We start from the raw sequence: 21109 nt of genomic DNA on the forward strand, positions 1-21109 counted from the left end.
TTCTCCATCGCTAAATAGCCGGCTGCGCACCACGCGCAGCACTGATATCTGTAGAAACGTACCAAAGCGTCGAAAAATTAGAGGTTGGAGACCGCTGCCGTCAGGGCCCGGCCGAAAATCTCGGCTACGCGGTCCACTTCGGCGGCCGTAATCACCAGCGGCGGCAGGAAGCGCACCACAGCGCCATGCCGGCCGCCCAGCTCCAGGATCAGCCCACGCTTGAGGCATTCGCGCTGCACCAGTGGCGCCAGTTGACGATGCACTGGCGGGTGGCCTTGGATGTCTGGCGTGCCGTTGGGGTCTACCAGCTCGACGCCGAGCATCAGCCCACGCCCACGGATGTCACCCAATTGCGGAAAATCGCGCTGCAGGATCCGCAGGTGTTCGCCGAGGCGCTCGCCCATCGCCGCTGCGTGGCCAGGCACATCGTGCTCCTTGAGGTAGCGCATCACCGCCGATCCCGCCGCCATGGCCATCTGGTTGCCACGGAACGTGCCGGCATGGGCACCCGGCAACCAGGTATCGAGCCAGTCGCGGTAGACCATCACCGCCAACGGCAGGCTGCCGCCGATGGCCTTGGACATCACCACCACATCCGGGATGATGCCCGCGTGCTCGAACGCAAACATCTTGCCGGTGCGACCAAAGCCGCTCTGGATCTCGTCGACGATCAGCGCCACACCGGCTTGTTCAGTGATGCGTCGCAGGCCGCGCAGCCAGTCGAGATCGGCCGGTATCACACCGCCTTCACCCTGCACCACCTCGACAATCACCGCTGCGGGCAACGCAACCCCGGCTTCCGGGTCGCTGAGCAGGTTTTGCAGGTAGTGCAGGTTGACCCGCACACCTTCTGCGCCGCCCAGGCCAAACGGGCAACGGTAGTCGTAAGGGAAAGGCAAAAACTGCACGCCACTGCTGAGCAAGGCACCCAAAGGTTTTTTCGGCCCCAGGCTGCCCATCAAACTCAAGGCGCCCTGGCTCATGCCGTGGTAACCGCCCTGGAACGACAACACCGTGCTGCGACCCGTGGCGGTGCGTACCAGCTTTAACGCCGCTTCCACCGCGTCAGTGCCGGTGGGGCCACAGAACTGAATCTTCGCTTGCCGCGCCAATTCAGCCGGTAGCAGGCCGAACAGGTCCTGTACGAACTGGTCCTTGACCGGGGTGGTCAGGTCCAGTGTATGCAACGGCAGTTCGTCGCTCAGCACTTGCTGGATGGCCTCGATCACGGCCGGGTGGTTATGGCCCAACGCCAGGGTACCGGCGCCGGCCAGGCAGTCGATGAAGCTGCGGCCTTCAACGTCTTCCACGTAGATGCCCTTGGCGCGCTTGAGCGCCAAGGGAATGCGCCGAGGGTAGCTGCGGGCGTTGGACTCCTGTTGGCGCTGGCGTGCCAGCAGCGGGGTTTCTTCAAACTGGTAGAGCGTTTCTTGAAGCGGGGTGTCTTCGATATGACTGATAGCGACGGACATTACTCGATCCCTCATCTGGTTCCTGTTCTGGAAACGCACCAGAGCGGGAAGGATTTAGGCGCTGCGATCGTTAACTGACGAATGAAAACCCAAATGTGGGAGGGGGCTTGCCCCCGGATAGCGGTGTGTCAAACAGCACATTTGTGGCTGACCCGCAGCCATCGGGGGCAAGCCCCCTCCCACATTGGAGCCGCGTTCGGCTCATAACCCACGGTATTTTTCATTCAGGGCATAAAGGATCGCGCAGGTCTCTGCATCCAGAAACCCACCGTAATCCCGTGCTCGAAAGTGCATCTGAAACGCCCGCGTCCTAAGCTCAAACGCTTGGCGATTCTGCGCCGGCTTGTAGCCATAACGCTGAAACGCCCGTTCTACCTCGACTTCCGGCGGCAGCCCGACACAGAACCGGCGCTGGTACATCGCCCGCGTCGACTCGTCAAACCATGCGCCCATACCCGCCTCATGCAGGCACCGCCATGGCAGCCGAGGCCCCGGGTCGCTCTTGCGCCAGTACGCCACGTCAGAATGCCCGAGTAGGTCAGTCGGCCCGACCTGCGGATAGCGCCCCAGAATGTCGCGAAGCAACGCAATCAATACCCGGATCTGCTCCTGCTTGTAGGCCGGAAAGGTAAATACGCCCGCGTCATCGCGCGCCAGATTGACGATCTCGATGCCAATCGAGCGACTGTTGAGGTTATCGCGACCGTCCCACTGGCTGACGCCGGCATGCCAGGCGCGCTTACCCTCGTCGACCAGACGAAAGGCACGCAGCTCGTCATAACCGGCTACGCGGTAGCCCGGTTCACCGGGGTCGGGCAACAGGTAGTGCGCGCTGACCCCGCCCTGGGTCAGGGTACGCAGGGATGACGCAAAGGGTGCCGCGGTGTAATGCAGAATCACCTGCTGCACCGGCTCACCGTTACGTTCGTTGAAGTCTTGGGCAGGGAAACTGCTATCGATGACCAACATGAGAACCGTCCTTTTCAATTCAGGCCGAGTCTTTCAGCCCGTTCAAACGCAAAAAATTACCGCCATCCTGAAGGCTTGAACCTCAGCAGGGCGGTAACTAATTAGCGCTTGAAAGAAATAGACAGCTCAACGTCGCAGCGGCATGCCCAGGTCAACGCGCAGGCCATCAGGCTGGCTGTCGAACGTCAACGAGCAGGAGCAGCGCTGCACGATCGCTTGCACGATCGCCAGCCCCAGCCCACAGCCTTCGCTGCTGCCATTGCGCCAGAAGCGTTGAGTCAGGTATTGCAGGTCGTCGGCAGAGATTTGCGCGCCATGGTCGCGCACGCGGAACACCACCTGATTGCCCACCGTGAATACGCTCAACTCCACGCGGGTGTGCGCCGGTGTGTGGCGCAGAGCGTTGTCCAGCAGGTTGCGCAGGGCCGCGACGGCCAGGCCCACGGGCATTTCCACCGGGGTGTCGCTGAGGTTGGCGGGCAGGATGAGGTCGATGCGCCCGTTGTCGCCGGCATTGGCATCTTCGATCGCCAGCCGCGCAACATCCTCGGCGCTGCACTGCAAGCCGTCGTCAAACGAAAGGCTGCCTTCCACCCGCGCCAACAGCAGCAATTGCTCCAGGGTACGGTGTAGACGGTCGGCGCCCTCTTCGGCATGAGCCAGGGACTGATCGCGGGCCGCGCCTTCGGTCATGCGCGCCACTTGCAGGTGGGTCTTGATCGCCGTCAACGGGCTGCGCAGTTCGTGGGCGGCATCACCGGTGAGGCGGCGCTCGCGCTCGATGGTCTTGGCGATGCGTTGCAGCAGTTGGTTCTGGGTATCGAGCAGCGGCTTGAGTTCGCTGGGCAGTGGGTGGATCTGCAAGGGTTCGAGCGAATCGGCACTGCGGCGCATCAGCGCGTCACGCATGCGGTTCAGAGGCAGCAGGCTTTGGCCGATACCCAGCCACAGCAGGCACAGGCAGCCGAGCATCGCCACGCCCACCGGTACCGAGGCGGCGAGCAGGATCGAAAGGTTCAAGGCTTCGCGCTCCACCTGGCGGTCAGCGGTGGTGATCAGAAGGTCGCCACGGGACAGGGTAAAACTGCGCCAGCCGACACCGTCGATCACCTGATCACGAAAGCCGCTCTTGCGCGACTCCAGGCCTTCTTCGGGAGTGGTGTGGCTGCGGGCAAGGATTTCTCCGCGCAAGGAACTGACCTGGCAGGCCATGCCGCCGGGCACGTGCAGTTGCTCGGCGCTGAAATGCGCGCCGCCGCTCACACTTGCCAGGCCCGGCATCTGCTCAGTGAGCCCTGCCACCATGCGTGCTGACGCCACCAGCCGTTGATCGAGGGAAAACATCATCTGGTTGCGCAGGTCGTTGAGCATCCAGGCGGCTGCCAGGGCCCAGATCAACACAAACGCGGCGCCCAGCTTGAACGTTAGGCGCAGACGCAGGCTTTTCACGAACCGCTCTCTCCACCATCAGCCGGGCCAAGGCGATAACCGAGACCGCGCACCGTCTCGACAATACCGTTGCCCAACTTGCGCCGCAGGTGGTGGATGTGCACGTTCAACGCGTTGCTCTCCAGCTCATCGTTAAAGCCGTAGACGCTGTCTTTGAGCTGTTCGCTGGACAGCACGCGGCCCTTGTTATGCAGCAGCGCCTGCAACAGCGCCTGTTCGCGGCGAGACAGGTCCACCGGTTCGCCCCCTAGAAAGGTCTCGCGACTGCTGGGGTCGTAGGCCAGGCGGCCATGTTCGATCAGGTTGACGCTGCGTCCCGCCACGCGTCGCAGCAGGGTTTGCAGGCGGGCGGCAAGTTCACGCAGGTCGAAGGGTTTGAGCAGGTAGTCGTCGGCACCGGCTTGCAGGCCGTCGACGCGGTTGGTCACCGAGTCCCGCGCGGTGAGGATCAGCACCGGAATCTCCAGGCCCTGGCTACGCTGTTGTTGCAGCAGCTTGAGGCCGTCTTCATCGGGCAGGCCGAGGTCGAGCACCATGATGTCGAACGTCGCGGCCTTGAGCATCGCCCGCGCCGCCGACGCCGAGCCTACCCGCTCCACGGTAAAACCCTGGGCGGTGAGGCCAGCCACGATGCCGCTGGCGATCAGTTCGTCGTCTTCGCAGACCAGTACGTGCATGGTGAACCCTTCATGAAAGATGGGGCGATTAAAGGGGCGGCCGATTAAGTGCAGATTATGCCGTGAAAAGAGGTGCGCTCAGATAATCCCTACACTTTAGAATAGCCCCCGGTTAATCATCGGTTAATCAACGCCACACATTGTGTGCCTCACTTGCATCGAACTAAGGCTTGACCATGCGGCATCTGTTTACCTTACTGCTGGTGTTGTTCGCCGGGCTGGCCCAGGCCGCACCGGGCAACCCGTTTGAGACAAAACCCGACTTCCTCCCGGTGGGCAAGGCGTTCACCTTTACGTCCGAGCGCCTGGAAAGCGGTGAAACCCAGCTGTATTGGCAGATTGCCGATGGGTACTACCTGTACAAGCAGCGCATGAAGTTCGACGGCCTGGCCGTAAAGCCAACGCTGCCACAGGGTGAAGCCCATAGCGATGAATTCTTCGGCGAACAGGAAGTATATCGCCAGGGCCTTGAGGTGAAGATCCCGGCAGGCGCCACCGGCCAGGTCAAGCTGGGCTGGCAGGGTTGCGCCGATGCCGGCCTGTGCTACCCGCCGCAGTCGATCACCGTGGATTTGGGCGGCAACCCAGCCGTGGCAGCCACTGCACAAGCCCAGGACCAGAGCCTCGCCAGCGGCCTGCAACAGCGCAGCCTGGGTTGGAGCCTGCTGGTGTTCTTTGGCCTGGGCCTGTTGCTGGCGTTCGCCCCCTGCTCGTTACCGATGCTTCCCATCCTTGCCGGGCTGGTAGTCGGCAGTGGCGCCAGCCCGCGTCGCGGTTTTGCCTTGGCCAGCAGCTATGTGGTGTGCATGGCGCTGGTGTATGCGGCACTGGGTGTGTTGGCCGCGCTGGCTGGCAGCAACCTTGCCGCGCTGCTGCAAACCCCATGGATTCTCGGCAGCTTCGCCGCGCTGTTCGTGGTCCTCGCCTTGCCGATGTTCGGCTTCTTTGAGCTGCAATTGCCCGCCTTCCTGCGCGACCGCCTGGACAACGCCAGCCGCCAGCAAAGCGGTGGCAGCCTGGTGGGCGCCGGGGTGCTCGGCGCCCTCTCCGGCCTGCTGGTAGGCCCGTGCATGACCGCGCCCCTGGCCGGCGCGCTGCTGTATATCGCCCAAAGCGGTAACGCGCTGCACGGCGGCTTGATTCTGTTCGCCATGGGTATCGGTATCGGCATCCCATTGCTGTTGCTGGTGACCGTAGGCAATCGCTTCCTGCCCAAACCCGGCACTTGGATGAACGTGCTCAAAGGCATCTTCGGCTTCCTGTTCCTGGGCACTGCTGTGCTGATGATTCGCCCGGTGATCGATGAAAGCCTGTGGATCGGCTTGTGGGGCGCGCTGGCCCTGGTCATGGCTTACTGCGGATGGACCCTGGCCCGTGAATACGGCCTGGCCGCCAGAGTGTTCGGCGCAGGCGCCCTGTTGCTGGGCCTGTGGGGCGCGGTGCTCGTAGTGGGCGCCGCGGGTGGCAGCGATGACCTGTGGCAACCCTTGAAGGTCTACAGCGGCTCGCAAGTCGCCACCGCACCCAGCGCCCACGACGCGTTCATGACCATCAGCGACCCGGGCGTGCTGCAAAACCAACTCGACAGCGCCAAGGCCCAAGGCCAATGGGTGCTGGTGGACTACTACGCCGACTGGTGTGTGTCGTGCAAGATCATGGAAAAACAGGTGTTCGGCAAACCCGAAGTGCTGCAAGCCTTGAAGGACGTGCGCCTGCTGCGCCTGGACGTCACCGCCGACAACGCCGCCAGCCGCGAACTACTCGGCCGCTACAAAGTCCCAGGCCCTCCGAGCTTCGTGTGGATCGGCCCCGACGGCGAAGAACGCCGCGCCCAACGCATCACCGGCGAAGTGGATGCCGCTGCCTTCCTGCAACGCTGGACGCAAACCCGAGACGCTCTCTGATGCTGACCCTGACCATCGGCACCTTCGCCATCGCCCTGAATCACATCCTGCTGATCAGCGCGCTGATTCTCGCCACCCTGGTGGGCTGGCGCGTGGCCAAGCGTGGCGGTGAAAACCCCGAATCAGTGCTGTTCAGCCTGTTCCTGCTGGGCATGCTCGCGGCGCGCGTCAGTTTTGTATTGATGTACTGGAGCGAGTACAGCAGCGACTGGCTGCAAATGGTCGACCTGCGCGACGGCGGCTTCCTCGCGTGGCCTGGCGTGATTGTGCTGGTCCTTGGCGCACTGGCCTACGGCTGGCGCCGCCCGCCCCTGCGCAAGCCGCTGAGCGCCGGCGTTATCACCGGCCTGGTGTTCTGGGGTATGACCAGCCTGGCGTTGAACCTGTATGACCGGGGCACGCAACTGCCGGATATCACCCTGCGCAACGCCAATGGCGACGTGGTGCAACTGGCCGATTACAAAGGCGGCCCGCTGGTCGTCAACCTGTGGGCCACCTGGTGCCCTCCGTGCAGGCGCGAGATGCCGGTACTGGAACGCGCCCAACACCAACGCCCGGACGTGACCTTCCTGTTCGTCAATCAGGCCGAAAGCATGCAGAGCGTCAGTACCTTCCTCGCCACCCAAGGCCTGACGCTGGACAACGTGCTGTTCGACGCCAGCGGTCGTCTCGGCCAGGCCGTCGGCTCCATGGCCCTGCCCACTACCCTGTTCTATAGCGCCGATGGCCGCCTGATCAACAGCCACCTGGGCGAACTGTCCCAGGCCAGCCTGGCCCGCGCCATGGAACCCTTCGACACCGTGACAACAAGGAAACCCACATGCCAAGCCTCCGCCACCTGCTGACCCTGCTGCCACTGACGCTGGCGGCCACCCTGGCCCATGCCGAAGACTGGCCCGCGCCGATCAAACAGATTGAGGCCAAGGGTGCCAAGATCCTCGGCAAATTCGACGCCCCCAGCGGCCTCACCGGCTACGCCGCGCAGTACCAGAACCGCGGCATGGCGCTGTACCTGACCGCCGACGGCAAAAGCGTGATCGCCGGCAACCTGTACGATACCCAAGGCAATGACCTGAGCAGCGCCCCGCTGGAAAAACTGGTGTACGCACCCATGGCCAAGGAAGTCTGGGCCAAGATGGAAAAAAGCAGTTGGATCCAGGACGGCGACGTCAAGGCACCGCGCATCGTCTACCTGTTCAGCGACCCCAACTGCCCTTACTGCAATATGTTCTGGGAACAGGCCCGCCCGTGGGTAAAAGCCGGCAAAGTGCAGTTGCGCCACATCATGGTGGGCATCATCCGCGAAGACAGCGCGGCCAAATCCGCCGCATTGTTCGCCGCCAAAGACCCGCAAAAAGCCCTGGAAGAACACGAAGCCGCCGGCAAAGGCAGCAAGTTGCAGGCACTGGCCAAGATCCCGGCGAATATCGAAGCCAAGCTTGATGCCAATATGAAGTTGATGGATGAGCTGGAGTTGTCGGCGACGCCGGCGATTTTCTATCTGGATGACAAGGGTGGGTTGCAGCAACAGCAAGGGGCGCCGTCGCCGGAGAAGTTGGCCAAGATCATGGGGCCTAAATAAGCGGCGCCTGGGCGGACGCCATCGGGGGCAAGCCCCCTCCCACATTTGACGGCGTTCACAGATAGAAATGTGTGAACACGATCCAATGTGGGAGCGGGCTTGCTCGCGAAGAGGCCCTATAAAGCGATGAAGATCAAAGCCCCTCCAACTCCGCCATCAAATCACTCAACCGATCCACCTTCTCGGCACTGATCTCATTAGCCGCCAACCCCTCGATATACTCAGCCAACTCCGCCACCGTGCTGCACTCGAACATCGCCCTCAGCGGCACGTCCCGCTGCAAGGTCTTCTGCACCCGCGACGCAATCTGCGTGGCCAGCAGCGAATGCCCGCCCAGTTCGAAGAAGTTGTCCTGCACCCCTACCCTTTCAACCTTCAACACCTCGGCCCAGATCGCGGCCAATATCTCTTCAAGCTCATTACGCGGCGCTAGATAATCCTGGCTATGCAACTGGCCAATGTCCAAGTCAGGCAAAGCGTTGCGGTCGAGTTTGCCGTTGGCGTTTAGCGGCAGGCGGTCGAGCCAGAGCCAGTGCAACGGCACCATGTATTCCGGCAGCTCGGCACGCAGGCGTTGCTTGATGCGGTCCAGGCGTTCGCTTGGGTTGAGCGCTTCATCAGTCGCCACCAGGTAGCCGACCAGGTGCTTGCCGTTGACGCCCTCCTGCACGCCCACCGCTGCATCCCGAACTTCGGGCTGCTCATGCAGACGCGCTTCGATTTCACCCAGCTCAATGCGGTAGCCGCGAATCTTCACCTGATGGTCGATACGACCGACGTACTCCAACACGCCATCGCTGCGCCGGCGGGCCAGGTCTCCCGTGCGATACAAACGCTCGCCCGGTGCGCCGAACGGGTTCGGCACAAACACGGGCGCAGTGCGCAGCGGGTCGCTGACATAACCACGCCCCACGCCAGTGCCTGCTACACACAGCTCACCCACCGCACCTTGCGGCACCAGCTCCAGCGCGCCGTCGAGCAGGTACAAACGGTTGTTGTCGGTGGGCGTACCGATCGGCAGGTAAGTGCCACGGGTAGACGCCAGGTCGACACGGTAGAACGCCACATCGTCCGAGCATTCCGCCGGGCCGTAGGCGTTGACCAGGCCGATGTCGGGGTAACGTTGCAGCCACTGGTGCGCCAGCTCCGGCGGCATCGCTTCACCGGTAGGCAGCATCCAGCGCAGGCCGTCGAGGCTGATGCGGTCTTGGGCGAGCATGCCCTGGATCAGGGAAGGCACGCTTTCCAGCACGGTAATGCCCTGGGCCTGTACATGGCTCAGCAAACCCTGCGGATCATGGGCAATGGTGTTCGGCACGATGTCCACCCGCGCGCCAAACAGCGGCGCGGCGAGGAATTGCCACACGGAAATATCGAAGCTTTGCGAGGCGGTCTGGGCGATCACATCCGCTGGGCTCAGGTCGAGGTACGGCACTTTGCTCAATTGGTTATTGAGCATGCCGCGTTGTTCCACCATCACGCCTTTGGGCAGGCCGGTGGAGCCCGAGGTGTAGATCACGTAGGCGAGATTGTCCGGGGCGCTGTAGATGCCGGGGTTTTCGTCACACTCACCCAAGGCTTCCCACACCAGCAGTTTCGGCCGGCCCGAGCAGGCGAACTCTTCCAGCAGTAACTGCGCCTGTTCGCGACACGCTTCGGTGCACACCAGCAATGGCGTGCGGCTTAAATCGATGATGCGGCTCAGACGCTGGCTTGGCAGGCCTGGGTCCAGCGGCAGGTAACCGGCACCGGCCTTGAAGCTGCCGATGATCATGCCCAGCAGGTCCAGGCTGCGTTCGGCCAGCAGCGCCACCGGTTGATCCAGACCGACGCCAGCCTTGATCAACGCGTGACCCAGGCGATTACTGCGGCGGTTCAATTCGGCATAGCTCCATTGCTGTTCAAGGCAACTGGCGGCGATGCGCTGTGGATGTTCGGCTACCTGCGCTTCGAACAGCTCGACATAGCTGCGCTCCAGCGGGTAGTCGTGCTCGCTCTGGTTGCAGCCGTCCACCAGGAACTCGCGCTCCTGCTCGCCAATCAGCGGCAGGTCGGCCATGTCGCCATGGAAGCCCTGCACCAGCGCCAGCAGCAGGCGCTTGAACTCGCCGAGCATGCCTTGCACGGTGGTTTCATCGAAGTAGCGCTGGTCGTAGGACAGGTGCAAGCCCAGGTCATCGCCCGGGTAGCACACCGCCGTCAGCGGGAAGTTGGTGTGGGTCCGGCCGGAATCGGAGGTGGCATTCAGGCTTTGCGCACGGTCCAGCACCGAGACTTCCACCGGGGCGTTTTCGAACACGAACAGGCTGTCGAACAGCGGCTGGCCCTTGGGCAATTCGCTGTGTTCCTGGATCGTCACCAACGGCAGGTATTCGTACTCGCGCAATTGCATATTGCTGTCGAGCAAGCCGCTCAGCCATTGACGCACGCTGCAACGTTGATCGTCCGCGGGCAGTTTCACCCGCAGCGCGATGCTATTGATAAACAGGCCGACGGTACGTTGCATCTCGGGCATTTCCACCGGGCGCCCCGCCACGGTGACACCAAATAGCACGTCACGATCACCGCTCAAGCGCCGCAGTACCAACGCCCACGCTGCCTGCGCAAAGGTGTTGACGGTCAGTTGATGGGCCTGGGCCAGCTCGCGCAGTTGCGCGCCGTCGCGGGCATCGAGGCGGGTGTAGCAGTCGCCCACCACCATGCCACCGTGGCCCGCATGGTCACGCATAAATGGCCGGTCGCTCGGGATCGGCGTGGTGCGCTCGAACCCTTGCAGGTTCTGCTGCCACCACTGGCGCGCCTCATTGAGGTTCTGGCGTTGCAGCCAGGCGATGTAGTCGCGGTAGCGCGGCGGCGTAGCCAGCTGCGCGTCACGGCCTTCACCCAGGGCCATGTAGATATCGAAGAAGTCATTCATCAGCAGCGAACGGCACCAGGCATCGATGAGGATGTGGTGGTTGCTCATCATGAACCAGTAGCGCTCGGCACCGACGCGAATCAGGCGCAGGTGGAACGGTGCCTGGTTGAGCAGATCGAAGCCGGCTTCGCGCTCTTGCTTGAGCAAGGCTTGCAGGCGCGGTTCCTGTTCCTCTTGCGGCTCGTTGGTCCAATCGAGGTATTCAATCGGCGTACTGCCCGGCTTATGGATCACTTGCAGCATCTCTTCGCCGACGTTCCAGCAGAACGAGGCGCGCAGGGCTTCGTGACGGGCGATCACCGCCTGCCAGGCCTGGGCGAAGCGCTCGGGGTCGAGGGCGCTGTTGATGCGGTAGCGGTCCTGCATGTAGTACAGGCCGGTGCCCGGCTCCAGCAGAGTGTGCAACAACAAACCTTCCTGCATTGGCGTCAGCGGGTACACGTCTTCGATGACGCTGGCCGGCACCGGTAAAGCATCCAGTTGCGGCTGGGTCAGGTGCGCCAGCGGGAAGTCGGACGGCGTGAGGCCGCCAGCATCGTCCTTGAGGCAGTGGGCGACCAGGCTCTGCAACTCGGCCAGGTACGCGTCGGCCAGTTCGCGGATGGTCTGTTGATCGTGGCGTTCGCGGCTGAAGGTCCAGCGCAATACCAGTTCACCGCCGTACACTTGGCTGTCCACGCTCAGCGCGTTGGGCAACGGCGCGTCCGGGTCGTGGGCAAGGCCTGCGGACTCGTCCAGCGGATGAAACAGCGCATCGCTGCCAAAGCTCTGGTCGAACTGGCCCAGGTAGTTGAAGGTGATCTCGGCGCTCGGCAGCGCAGCCATGCTCTGTTTGGTCAGGTCGTCTGCCAGGTAGCGCAGCACGCCATAACCCAAGCCTTTGTGCGGCACGCCGCGCAATTGCTCCTTGATCGCCTTGATCGAGGCGCCCTGCCCGGCCGCTTCTTCGATGTGCACCGGGGTCAGGCGCAGCGGGTAGGCACTGGTGAACCAGCCGACGCTACGGGTCAGGTCGATGTCATCGAACAACGTTTCGCGACCGTGGCCTTCCAGTTGGATCAGCGCCGAGGCGTGGCCGCTCCAGCGGCACAGCACGCGTGCCAGGGCGGTCAGCAGCAGGTCGTTGACCTGGGTGCGATAGGCGCTTGGGGCTTGTTGCAGCAGTTGACGGGTGTGTTCGGCATCCAGGCGCACGCTGACCGTGTCGGCATCGCGGTTACGCAGCGCGCCCTGCGGGCGGTCCACCGGCAATGCCACCGCAGGGCCGGCCAACTGGTCTTGCCACACGCCCAGTTCTTCGCGCAGGGATTCGCTGCCGGCATAGGCCTGCAAGCGTGAGGCCCAGTCACGCAAGGCGCTGGTCTTGGCCGGCAGGCTGACGGACTGGCCGTCGCTCAACTGGCGGTACACCGTTTGCAGGTCTTCGAGCAGCACGCGCCACGACACGCCGTCCACCACAAGGTGATGGATCGCGATCAGCAGGCGTTGCTGGCCTTCAGGCCCGTCCACCAGCAAGGCGCGCAACAGTGGGCCATGCTCCAGGTTGAGGCTGCGCTGGGTGTCGGTGAACAGCGCGGTGCATTGTTCCATGTCACGCACTTGCGCCTGCATCAGCACGCCACCTTGAGGCACGGCCAAATGCTCGGCGTGCCAATGGGCGCCGCGCTGGGAGAAGCTCAGGCGCAGGGCATCGTGATGCTCCAGTACCGCCAGCAGCGCTTGCTCCAGGCGATGGGGCTCCAGCAGTTGCAGCGGCTTGAGCAACAGCGCCTGGTTCCAGTGCTGACGCTGTGGAATCTCAGTATCGAAGAACCAATGCTGGATCGGTGTCAGGCCTGAGCTGCCGGTGAGCACGCCCTGCTCCGCCGTGACCTGTTCGGAGCGCGTAGCAACAGCGGCCAGGGTTTGCACGGTCTGGTGCTGGAACAAATCGCGCGGGCTGAAATGAATCCCCGCCTGCCGCGCACGGCTGACCACTTGAATCGACAGGATCGAGTCGCCACCCAGTTCGAAGAAGTTATCGTCCAGGCCGACCTGCTGCACGTTCAACACGGCCGCCCAGATCGCCGCGAGGGTTTGCTCCAACTCATTGCGAGGCGCCACGTACTGTTGGCGATTGGCCTCAGGGTCTGGCTCTGGCAACGCGCGGCGGTCGAGTTTGCCATTGGCGGTCAGCGGCATGCTGTCCAGCACAATCAGGTGCGCGGGCACCATGTAGTCCGGCAGCTGCGCCTTTAGATGGGCTTTGAGTGCTTCACGCAAAACAGCGTGCTCTGCATCGCTGACCAAATAGGCCACCAACTGTTTGCCACTCGGTGAATCCAACGCCAGCACCACCGTTTCACGCACGGCCTCGTGCTCCAACAAGCGGGTTTCGATCTCGCCCAACTCAATGCGGAAACCGCGAATCTTCACCTGATGGTCGATGCGTCCCAGGTACTCCACCAACCCATCGGCGCGTTGGCGCACCAGGTCGCCGGTGCGGTACAGACGCCCGCCGTTGCTGGAAAACGGATCAGCGACAAAACGCTCCGCCGTCATGCCCGGCCGCTCGTGATAACCCTGGGCCAAGCCAGCGCCGCCGACGTACAGCTCGCCGGTCGCCCCTTGGGGCACCAATGCCAGGTCGGCATCAAAGATGTACGCCACGCGGTCGCCGATAATGCTGCCAATCGGCACACTGCCCGCGCCCTCTTCCAATTGCTCCGCAGCCAAGCTGGCCAGCGGCATCACGACCGTCTCGGTCGGGCCATAGGCGTTGAAGAACACCTGGGGCTGGAACGCCGCGCGAATGCGCGCCAAGTGTTCACCGGTGAGCGCTTCACCCCCGGTGATGCACATGCGCACCGGCAAGGTCTGCTGCTGGGTCGCCAGCCACTGCGCCAACTGGCTGCCGTAGCTTGGGGTGAAACCGAGGATATTGATGCGATGGGTGCGGATCAGCCCGCAGATTTCTTCGGCATCCCACTGGCCCTGGGCACGCAGCACCACCTGTGCACCGCTGAGCAACGGCACCAGCAGACGCTCGGTGGCGGCATCAAAGTTGATCGAATAAAAGTGCAACTCGCAGTCGTCGGCGTGCATGCCGAAGCGTTCGATCACTGCCGTGCAATGCATGGCGATTTCACCATGGGACACCACCACGCCTTTGGGCTTGCCGGTGGAGCCCGAGGTGTAGATCAAGTACGCCTGGTGTTGCGCCAGGCTGATAAACGGCAGCTCATGCGCCGGGTAATTGGCAAGTACGGGCAGGTCATCTTCCAGACACCAGCACGCCACGCTGGCCGGCAATTGGCCTAGCGCTTCGAACATCGCCGCATCGCTGAGAAGCAGGCCGATGCCGCTGTCTTCGATCATGTAGTGCAGGCGGTCGAGAGGGTATTCCGGGTCCAGCGGAACATAGGCGCCGCCGGCCTTGAGGATCGCCAACAGGCCGATGACCATCTCCAGCGAACGCGGCAACGCCAGGCCGACACGCACGTGAGGGCCGACGCCACGCTCGCGCAGCATCCAGGCCAGGCGGTTGGCGCGTTCATTCAGTTCGCGGTAGCTCAGGGTTGCCCCGGCGAAGGTCAGCGCGGGTGCATCGCCACGGGTTTCAGCCTGCTGGCTGAACAGCGTGTGGATGCACCGGTCGAGGCGATGCTCACCTTTTTCGATACCCAGGCTGTCCTGCAACGCACGTTGCTCGGCGGCACTGAGCAGCGGCAATTCGCTGAGGCGCTGCTGCGGATTGGCGATCAGCGCTTCCAGCAGGTTGCGCCAGTGCTCGGCCATGCGTGCAATGCGCGGCTCATCAAACAGGTCGGTGCTGTAGGTCAGGCAGCAACCCAGGCGATGGTCGAGGTCGGTGACTTCCAGGTTCAAGTCGAACTTGGTGGCACGGGCGTCGTTGGCCAGGTATTCCACGGTCATGCCGGCCAGTTGACGGCTTTGCTGGAACTCCCAGCGCTGCACGTTGCACATCACTTGGAACAGCGGGTTATACGCCGCGCTGCGCGGCGGTTGCAGGGCTTCAACCAAGTGGTCGAACGGCAGGTCCTGGTGGGACTGGCCCTCGATCACGGTATGGCGCACCTGCTCAAACAGCTCGGCCACATTCATCTGCCCATTGAGCTGGCAACGCAGCACCTGGGTGTTAAGGAACGCGCCGATCAGCCCTTCGCTTTCCGGTCGAATGCGGTTGGCCACCGGGGCGCCGATACGCAGGTCGGTCTGGCCGCTGTAGCGGTAGAGCAACACGGCCAGGGTGGCGGTCATGGTCATAAACAGGGTCAGGCCGCGCTCGGCGTTGAAGGCGCGCACGCGGGCGGCCAGGTCATCGCTCAAATCAAAGCGGTACAACTCGCCCTGGTGGCTTTGCACCGGCGGGCGTGGGCGGTCGCCGGGCAGTTCCAGCAGCGGGTGTTCGTTGCCCAGTTGGGCGGTCCAGTAATCGAGTTGGCGCTGGCGCTCGCCAGACTCCAACCACTGACGCTGCCATACGCTGTAGTCCAGGTACTGCACCGGCAACGGCGCCAGCGGCGAGGCGCGCTCGTCGATAAAGGCTTCGTACAAGGCGCTGAGTTCACGGGCAAAGATGTCCATGGCCCAGCCTTCGGTGACGATATGGTGCAGGGTCAGCACCAGGTAGTGCTCCTGCTCGCCGGCCTTGACCACACAGGCGCGCAGCAGCGGCCCGGTTTCCAGGTTGAACGGGGTGTGGGCTTCGTGATCGGCCAGTTGTTGCAGACGTTGTTGGCGCTCGGTTTCATTCAGCGTCGAAATGTCCTGCCAGTCCATGCGCAGGCCGGTTTGTGCCGAGACCTTCTGATAGGCCACGCCATCCACACTCGGGAACGTCGTGCGCAGGGTTTCGTGACGCATGATCAAGGCTTGCAACGCCGCCTCGAAACGCCCCACATCCAGCACGCCACGCAGGCGTGCCATGCCGCCGACGTTGTACGCGGGGCTGTCTGGCTCCATTTGCCACAAGAACCACATGCGCTGCTGGGAATAAGACAACGGCACTCGCTGGCCGCGGTCGACCTTGGCAATGGCGGTCTGCTGGTTGCGTTGGCCCGCGGCCTGGATCAGCCCGACCTGTTCGGCAAACGCCCCCAACTCACTGGCTTCAAACAGGGTACGCAGCGGCAATTCGACGTCACACGCCTGGCGGGTACGGGAGATGATTTGGGTGGCCAACAACGAGTGGCCACCGAGGGCGAAGAAGTCATCGCGCAGGCCGATGCGCGGCAGGCCGAGGACTTCGCGCCAGATCGCCGCAATTTGCTGTTGCAGCGCAGTTTCGGGTTCGATGTGTTCGCGGGTGTGCCATACCGGTTCGGGCAGTGCGCGGCGGTCCAGTTTGCCGGCGGGGCTCAGGGGCATGGCGTCCAGGCGCATCAACAGCGCGGGCACCATGTACTCCGGCAGCTCGGCGGCCAGGGTGGTTTTGACCTGTTCTTCGTCCAGCTCGCCATGGGCGGTGTAGTAGCCGATCAACTGTGCGTCACGCACCAGCACCACCGCTTGGGCGATGCCGTCCAGGGCGAGCATGCGCGCTTGGATTTCTTCCGGTTCAACGCGAAAGCCGCGCAGCTTGACCTGCTGGTCGAGGCGGCCGAGGTATTCGAGCACACCGTCGGCGCTCCAGCATGCGCGGTCGCCGGTGCGATAAAGGCGTGCACCCTGGTGGTCGGCAACAAACCGCTCAGCGGTCAAGCCCGCGCGGCCGAGGTAACCCCGCGCCAGGCCGATGCCGCCGATGCACAGCTCACCTGGCACGCCCAGTGGTACGGGGTTGAGGTGCTCATCGAGCACGCGGCAGATCACATTGCCCAGCGGCCGGCCAATCGGCGAGCGCTCACCGTCTTCAACGCGGCAGTGCCAGTGGGTCACGTTGATCGCGGTTTCGGTCGGGCCATAACGGTTGTGCAATTGCACCGCCGGCAGTTGCGCCAATACACGGTTGCGCAACTCGGCGGGCAAGGCTTCGCCGCCCGAGAACAGGCGACGCAGGCTGGTGCATTCGGCCACCAATGGTTCATCGATGAACAGCTGCAACAGCGGCGGCACAAAGTGCAGCGTGGTCACGCCGTGCTCCTTCACCAACTGCGCAATGCGGTGCGGGTCGCGATGCTCGCCGGGGCCGGCCAATACCAGGCGGCAACCGCTGATCAGCGGCCAGAAGCACTCCCACACCGACACGTCGAAGCTGATCGGTGCCTTTTGCATCAGCACATCGGTTTCATTGAGTTGGTAGGTGGCCTGCATCCACTGCAAGCGCTCGGCCAAGGCCGCGTGGGTGTTGCCCACGCCCTTGGGTTGGCCGGTGGAGCCGGAGGTGTAGATCACGTAGGCGAGGTTGTCGCCGTGCAGGTGCAAGCCTGGTGGCTGGGTTGGCCAGCTGTCCAGGTGCAGGCTGTCCATGGCGATCACGCATACGCCGCTGGCTTCGGGCAGTTGCTCCAGTAACGACGTCTGGGTCAGCAGCAGCTGCACGCCGCTGTCTTTGAGCATGTAGGCCAGGCGGTCGGTGGGGTAATCCGGGTCCAGCGGCACATAGGCGCCACCGGCCTTGATGATGGCCAGCAGGCCGATCAGCAGTTGCGGCGAACGTTCGGCGGCGATGGCCACGCACACGTCCGGGCCGACACCTTTGTCGCGCAGGTAGTGGGCCAGGCGGTTGGCTTGGGTATGCAACTGGGCGAAGGTCAGGCTGCCCGCTTGCCACACCAGAGCGGTGGCGTCCGAGGTCTGCTGGTTGAGCAACTCGGGCAGCCATTGTTGGGCTGGCGCGCAAGGTGCTTCGCTCCACGCTTGTTGCTCGTCTTGCTGCATCAGCGCGAGGTCGCCGATGGCTTGCTGCGGCTGGTCGCACACCGCTTGCAGCAGGTGGGTGAAGTGCTCGGCCAGGCGCGCAATGGTGCGGGGTTCGAACAGCTCATCGGCGTAGTCGAACGACAGGCTCAGCCGCCCATTACGGTCTTCTTCACTGTGCAGTTGCAGGTCGAACTTGGCCTCGCGGCTGTGCCAGGGCAGCTCGTCGGCGAGCATGCCCGGCAGGCGGCGCAAGGCGCTCAAGTCGCGTTGCTGGTGGTTGAACATGACCTGGAACAGGCCTTGTTCACGGGCTTGGGGGAAGGCTTCCAGCAGTTGTTCGAAAGGCAGGTCCTGATGAGCCTGGGCGCCCAGCGCAGTTTGGCGGGTGGCAGCCAACAGCTCGTCGAACGGCAGGCGCCCGTCCAGCTCGGCACGCAACACCAGCGTGTTGATAAAGAAGCCGATCAGGCCCTGGGTTTCCTGGCGCGGGCGGTTGGCGTTGGGCACGCCGATGCGAATATCGCGCTGGCCGCTGTAGCGGTAGAGCAAGGTCTGGAACGCTGCCAGCAACAGCATGAACGGGGTGGACTCGTTGGCTTGGGCCGCCTGGCGAATCGCTTCGCTGAGGCCGTTGCTCAACCGTACGGTATGCCGCGACGCGCTGTTGCGGTGGTGCGCCGAACGGGGGTGGTCGGTGGCCAGGCTGAGAGTGGGATGCTCTTCACCCAACTGGGCTTTCCAGTAAGCCAGTTGGCGCTGACCTTCACCTTCGGCCAGCCATTGACGCTGCCAGCTGCCGTAGTCGGCGTATTGCAGGGCCAGGGGCGGCAGCTCCAGGGCTTGCCCTTGAGTCGCAGCCGCATAGAGGCGCGAGAATTCGTCGATGAGGATATTGAGCGACCAACCGTCTGCGATGATGTGGTGCAGGGTCACCAGCAACTGGTGATCTTCATCGTCCAGGCGTACCAGAGTCACCCACAGCAGCGGGCCTTTTTCCAGGTCGAACTGGGTGCGCGCTTCGTCCTCGCGGATTTGCTGCGCACGCGCCTCGCGCTCAGCTACGGGCAGGTCGCTGAGGTCGATGACTTGCAGGTCGAAATCGACCTTGGCGTCGACACGCTGGAACGCCTGGCCGTCACGCTCATAGAAGCGCGTACGCAAGGCTTCATGACGCTGGATCAGGTGCTGGAAGCTGGCACGCACCGCGTCTTCATCCAGCTCGCCCCGCAGGCGCAACGCGCCGGGGATGGTGTAGGCGCTGCTGTGGGGGGCCAGTTGCCAGGTGATCCACAGGCGGTTCTGGGCCAGGGATTGGGGCAGTTCATCTTGGCGCGATAAAGCATGGATGGCGCCTTGGGCAACGCCGCCATCCTGTTGCAACTGCGCGACATTGGCGGCGAAGCCCTCCAGAGTCGGCGCCTCGAACAGCATGCGCAGGTTCAGCTCCAGGCCCAGGGTTTCGCGCAGGCGCGCTACCACTTGGGTGGCGCTGATGGAGTTGCCGCCGAGCAGGAAGAAGTGGTCATCGGCTGCGACGGATGTGACTTGCAACTGTTCGCACCAGATCGCCGCGATCTGGCTGTGCAACTCGGACTCCAACGCGGCATCACCGGCCTGAGCTTGCAGACCGGGGAATTGCGCGTAGCTGTCGAGGCTGCCGTCGGCGTGGCGCAGGCCACACGCGGCACGCTGTACCTTACCGCTGGAGGTCTTCGGCAACGCGCCGGGGTTGAGCAGTACCACGACACTCGGGGCCTCTTGATAAGCCTCGGCGACGGCTTGGCGGATCGCCTTGATCAACGCTTCGGGCGGCAGGATTTTCTGCACGCTGCGGCTGATCTCGGCGGCGATGCCGATGCCTTCCACGCCCTGATCGTTCACGGCAAACGCCGCCACACGGCCCTTGCGCACCACTTCCACTTCACGCTCGATGGTTTGCTCGATGTCCTGCGGGTATAGGTTGTGGCCGCGCACGATCAGCAGGTCTTTCAAGCGGCCGGTGATGTACACCTCGCCAAAGCGCATAAAGCCCAGGTCACCGGTGCGCAACCAGGTACGACCGGCGTGTTGCACAAAAGTCTTGGCGGTGGCCTCGGGGTTGCGCCAGTAGCCGTGGGCGATGCTCGGGCCAGTGGCCCAGAGTTCGCCGACGCTGTTGTCAGGCAGTTCTGCAAGGGTATTGGGATCGACGATCAGCACCGCGTGTTCCGGCTGGCTGGTGCCGCAACTCATGATCGCACCGCCCTGCCCAGGCTCTGCGCGGTTGGCGGCCAGCGCCTTTTCATCCATGCGCATCGCCGGGATGCCGTGGCCACGGGTGCCGCCGGCGACAAACAGGGTGGCTTCGGCCAGGCCGTAGGAGGCGAAGAAATTGTCCGAGGTAAAACCGCAGACGGCGAATTTCTCGGCGAAGCGCTCCAGGGTGTCGAGGCGAATCGGCTCGGAGCCGGAATAAGCCACGCGCCATTTGCTCAAGTCCAGGCGTTCGAGGGCCGACTCACTGACCCGCTCGCTGCACAGGCGGTAGGCGAAATCCGGGCCGCCGCTGATGGTGCCGCCGTATTCGCTGATCGCTTCGAGCCAACGCAAGGGGCGGCCGAGGAAGTATGCAGGCGACATGAGCACGCACGGCACACCGCTGAAGATTGGTTGCAGCAGGCCACCGATCAGGCCCATGTCGTGGTACAGCGGCAGCCAGCTGACAATCACGTCATCAGGGTTGAGATCGATGCCAAAACCACGGCGGATCAATACTTCGTTGGCCACCAGGTTGCCGTGGCTGACTTGCACGCCTTTGGGCAGCGCAGTGGAGCCAGAGGTGTATTGCAAAAAGGCGATGTCATCGGGGTGCAGGTCGGGGGCGACCCAATTGCCGGCACTTTCCAAGTTGTCGACGCTCAACACGGGCGGCGCGTTTTCGATCTGCGCCAGGCCGTCGGCAAGACTGGCAATGGTTAACAACAGGCGCGGCTCGGCGTCGGCGATGATCGACAGCAGGCGCTCCTGGTGATGGCGACGGGTGGACTCCGGCGGATAAGCCGGCACTGCGATCACCCCGGCGTACAGGCAACCAAAGAACGCCGCGACGTAATCCGGGCCACTGGGGAACAACAGCACCGCACGGTCGCCCAGCTCGGCGTTGGCCTGCAGGGCGGCGGCGATGGTGCGGGCGCGTTGGTCCAGGTCACGGTAACTGAGCACAACGCTGTGCTCGGCGGACTCGGCCAGGAAGCGCAGGGCTAGCTGGTCCGGGGTCTGTGCGGCGCGGCGTTGAAGGGACTGGACCAGTGTGCGGGGAAGTTCGAAGGCGTCCATCATGGGTTCCTGCCTGAAAT

The 21109-nt window shown here is 63.5% G+C and carries 8 protein-coding genes; 3 read left to right on the forward strand and 5 right to left on the reverse strand.

Features of this window, described 5'->3' with window-relative positions:
- Positions 1-77: 77 nt before the first annotated feature.
- The 4 genes from ICY20_RS13040 to ICY20_RS13055 form a co-directional block, all read right to left on the reverse strand.
- Positions 78-1472: an aspartate aminotransferase family protein gene (locus tag ICY20_RS13040; RefSeq protein WP_159962017.1), complete on the reverse strand. Its 1395-nt coding sequence runs from the start codon at positions 1470-1472 to the stop codon at positions 78-80.
- Between the two features lie 201 nt (positions 1473-1673).
- Positions 1674-2441 (reverse strand): N-acetylmuramoyl-L-alanine amidase, encoded by a 768-nt coding sequence (locus ICY20_RS13045; RefSeq protein ID WP_194937677.1) that lies wholly within the window; start codon positions 2439-2441, stop codon positions 1674-1676.
- Between the two features lie 126 nt (positions 2442-2567).
- Positions 2568-3890 carry an ATP-binding protein gene (locus tag ICY20_RS13050; protein WP_194937678.1) on the reverse strand — a complete coding sequence of 441 codons (1323 nt, stop codon included), beginning with the start codon at positions 3888-3890 and terminating at the stop codon, positions 2568-2570.
- Positions 3887-4567: a response regulator gene (locus ICY20_RS13055; protein WP_159962020.1), complete on the reverse strand. Its 681-nt coding sequence runs from the start codon at positions 4565-4567 to the stop codon at positions 3887-3889. The genes ICY20_RS13050 and ICY20_RS13055 overlap by 4 nt, the downstream gene beginning before the upstream one ends.
- A 176-nt stretch (positions 4568-4743) precedes the next feature.
- Between ICY20_RS13055 and dsbD the strand changes: the two genes are divergently transcribed.
- The 3 genes from dsbD to dsbG are packed head-to-tail and all read left to right on the forward strand — an operon-like array spanning position 4744 to position 8053.
- Positions 4744-6471 (forward strand): protein-disulfide reductase DsbD, encoded by a 1728-nt coding sequence (gene dsbD, locus ICY20_RS13060; protein WP_194937679.1) that lies wholly within the window; start codon positions 4744-4746, stop codon positions 6469-6471.
- Positions 6471-7316 (forward strand): TlpA disulfide reductase family protein, encoded by an 846-nt coding sequence (locus tag ICY20_RS13065; protein ID WP_194937680.1) that lies wholly within the window; start codon positions 6471-6473, stop codon positions 7314-7316. Before dsbD ends, ICY20_RS13065 begins: the two co-directional genes overlap by 1 nt.
- Complete coding sequence (gene dsbG, locus ICY20_RS13070) at positions 7292-8053, forward strand: thiol:disulfide interchange protein DsbG (RefSeq protein ID WP_159962023.1); 762 nt, start codon at positions 7292-7294, stop codon at positions 8051-8053. The genes ICY20_RS13065 and dsbG overlap by 25 nt, the downstream gene beginning before the upstream one ends.
- A 133-nt stretch (positions 8054-8186) precedes the next feature.
- Here dsbG and ICY20_RS13075 read toward each other — a convergent pair whose 3' ends face one another.
- Positions 8187-21092: a non-ribosomal peptide synthetase gene (locus tag ICY20_RS13075; RefSeq protein ID WP_194937681.1), complete on the reverse strand. Its 12906-nt coding sequence runs from the start codon at positions 21090-21092 to the stop codon at positions 8187-8189.
- Positions 21093-21109 lie beyond the last annotated feature (17 nt).

The sequence above is a fragment of the Pseudomonas pisciculturae genome (assembly GCF_015461805.1).
GTDB classification, from domain to species: Bacteria; Pseudomonadota; Gammaproteobacteria; order Pseudomonadales; family Pseudomonadaceae; genus Aquipseudomonas; species Aquipseudomonas pisciculturae.

Bases quoted from the DNA above. Each gene is read 5' to 3' on its own strand.
- ICY20_RS13040 (WP_159962017.1), bottom strand. From the start codon at position 1,472: ATGTCCGTCGCTATCAGTCATATCGAAGACACCCCGCTTCAAGAAACG.
- ICY20_RS13045 (WP_194937677.1), bottom strand. From the start codon at position 2,441: ATGTTGGTCATCGATAGCAGTTTCCCTGCCCAAGACTTCAACGAACGT.
- ICY20_RS13055 (WP_159962020.1), bottom strand. From the start codon at position 4,567: ATGCACGTACTGGTCTGCGAAGACGACGAACTGATCGCCAGCGGCATC.
- dsbD (WP_194937679.1), top strand. From the start codon at position 4,744: ATGCGGCATCTGTTTACCTTACTGCTGGTGTTGTTCGCCGGGCTGGCC.
- ICY20_RS13065 (WP_194937680.1), top strand. From the start codon at position 6,471: ATGCTGACCCTGACCATCGGCACCTTCGCCATCGCCCTGAATCACATC.
- dsbG (WP_159962023.1), top strand. From the start codon at position 7,292: ATGCCAAGCCTCCGCCACCTGCTGACCCTGCTGCCACTGACGCTGGCG.
- ICY20_RS13075 (WP_194937681.1), bottom strand. From the start codon at position 21,092: ATGATGGACGCCTTCGAACTTCCCCGCACACTGGTCCAGTCCCTTCAA.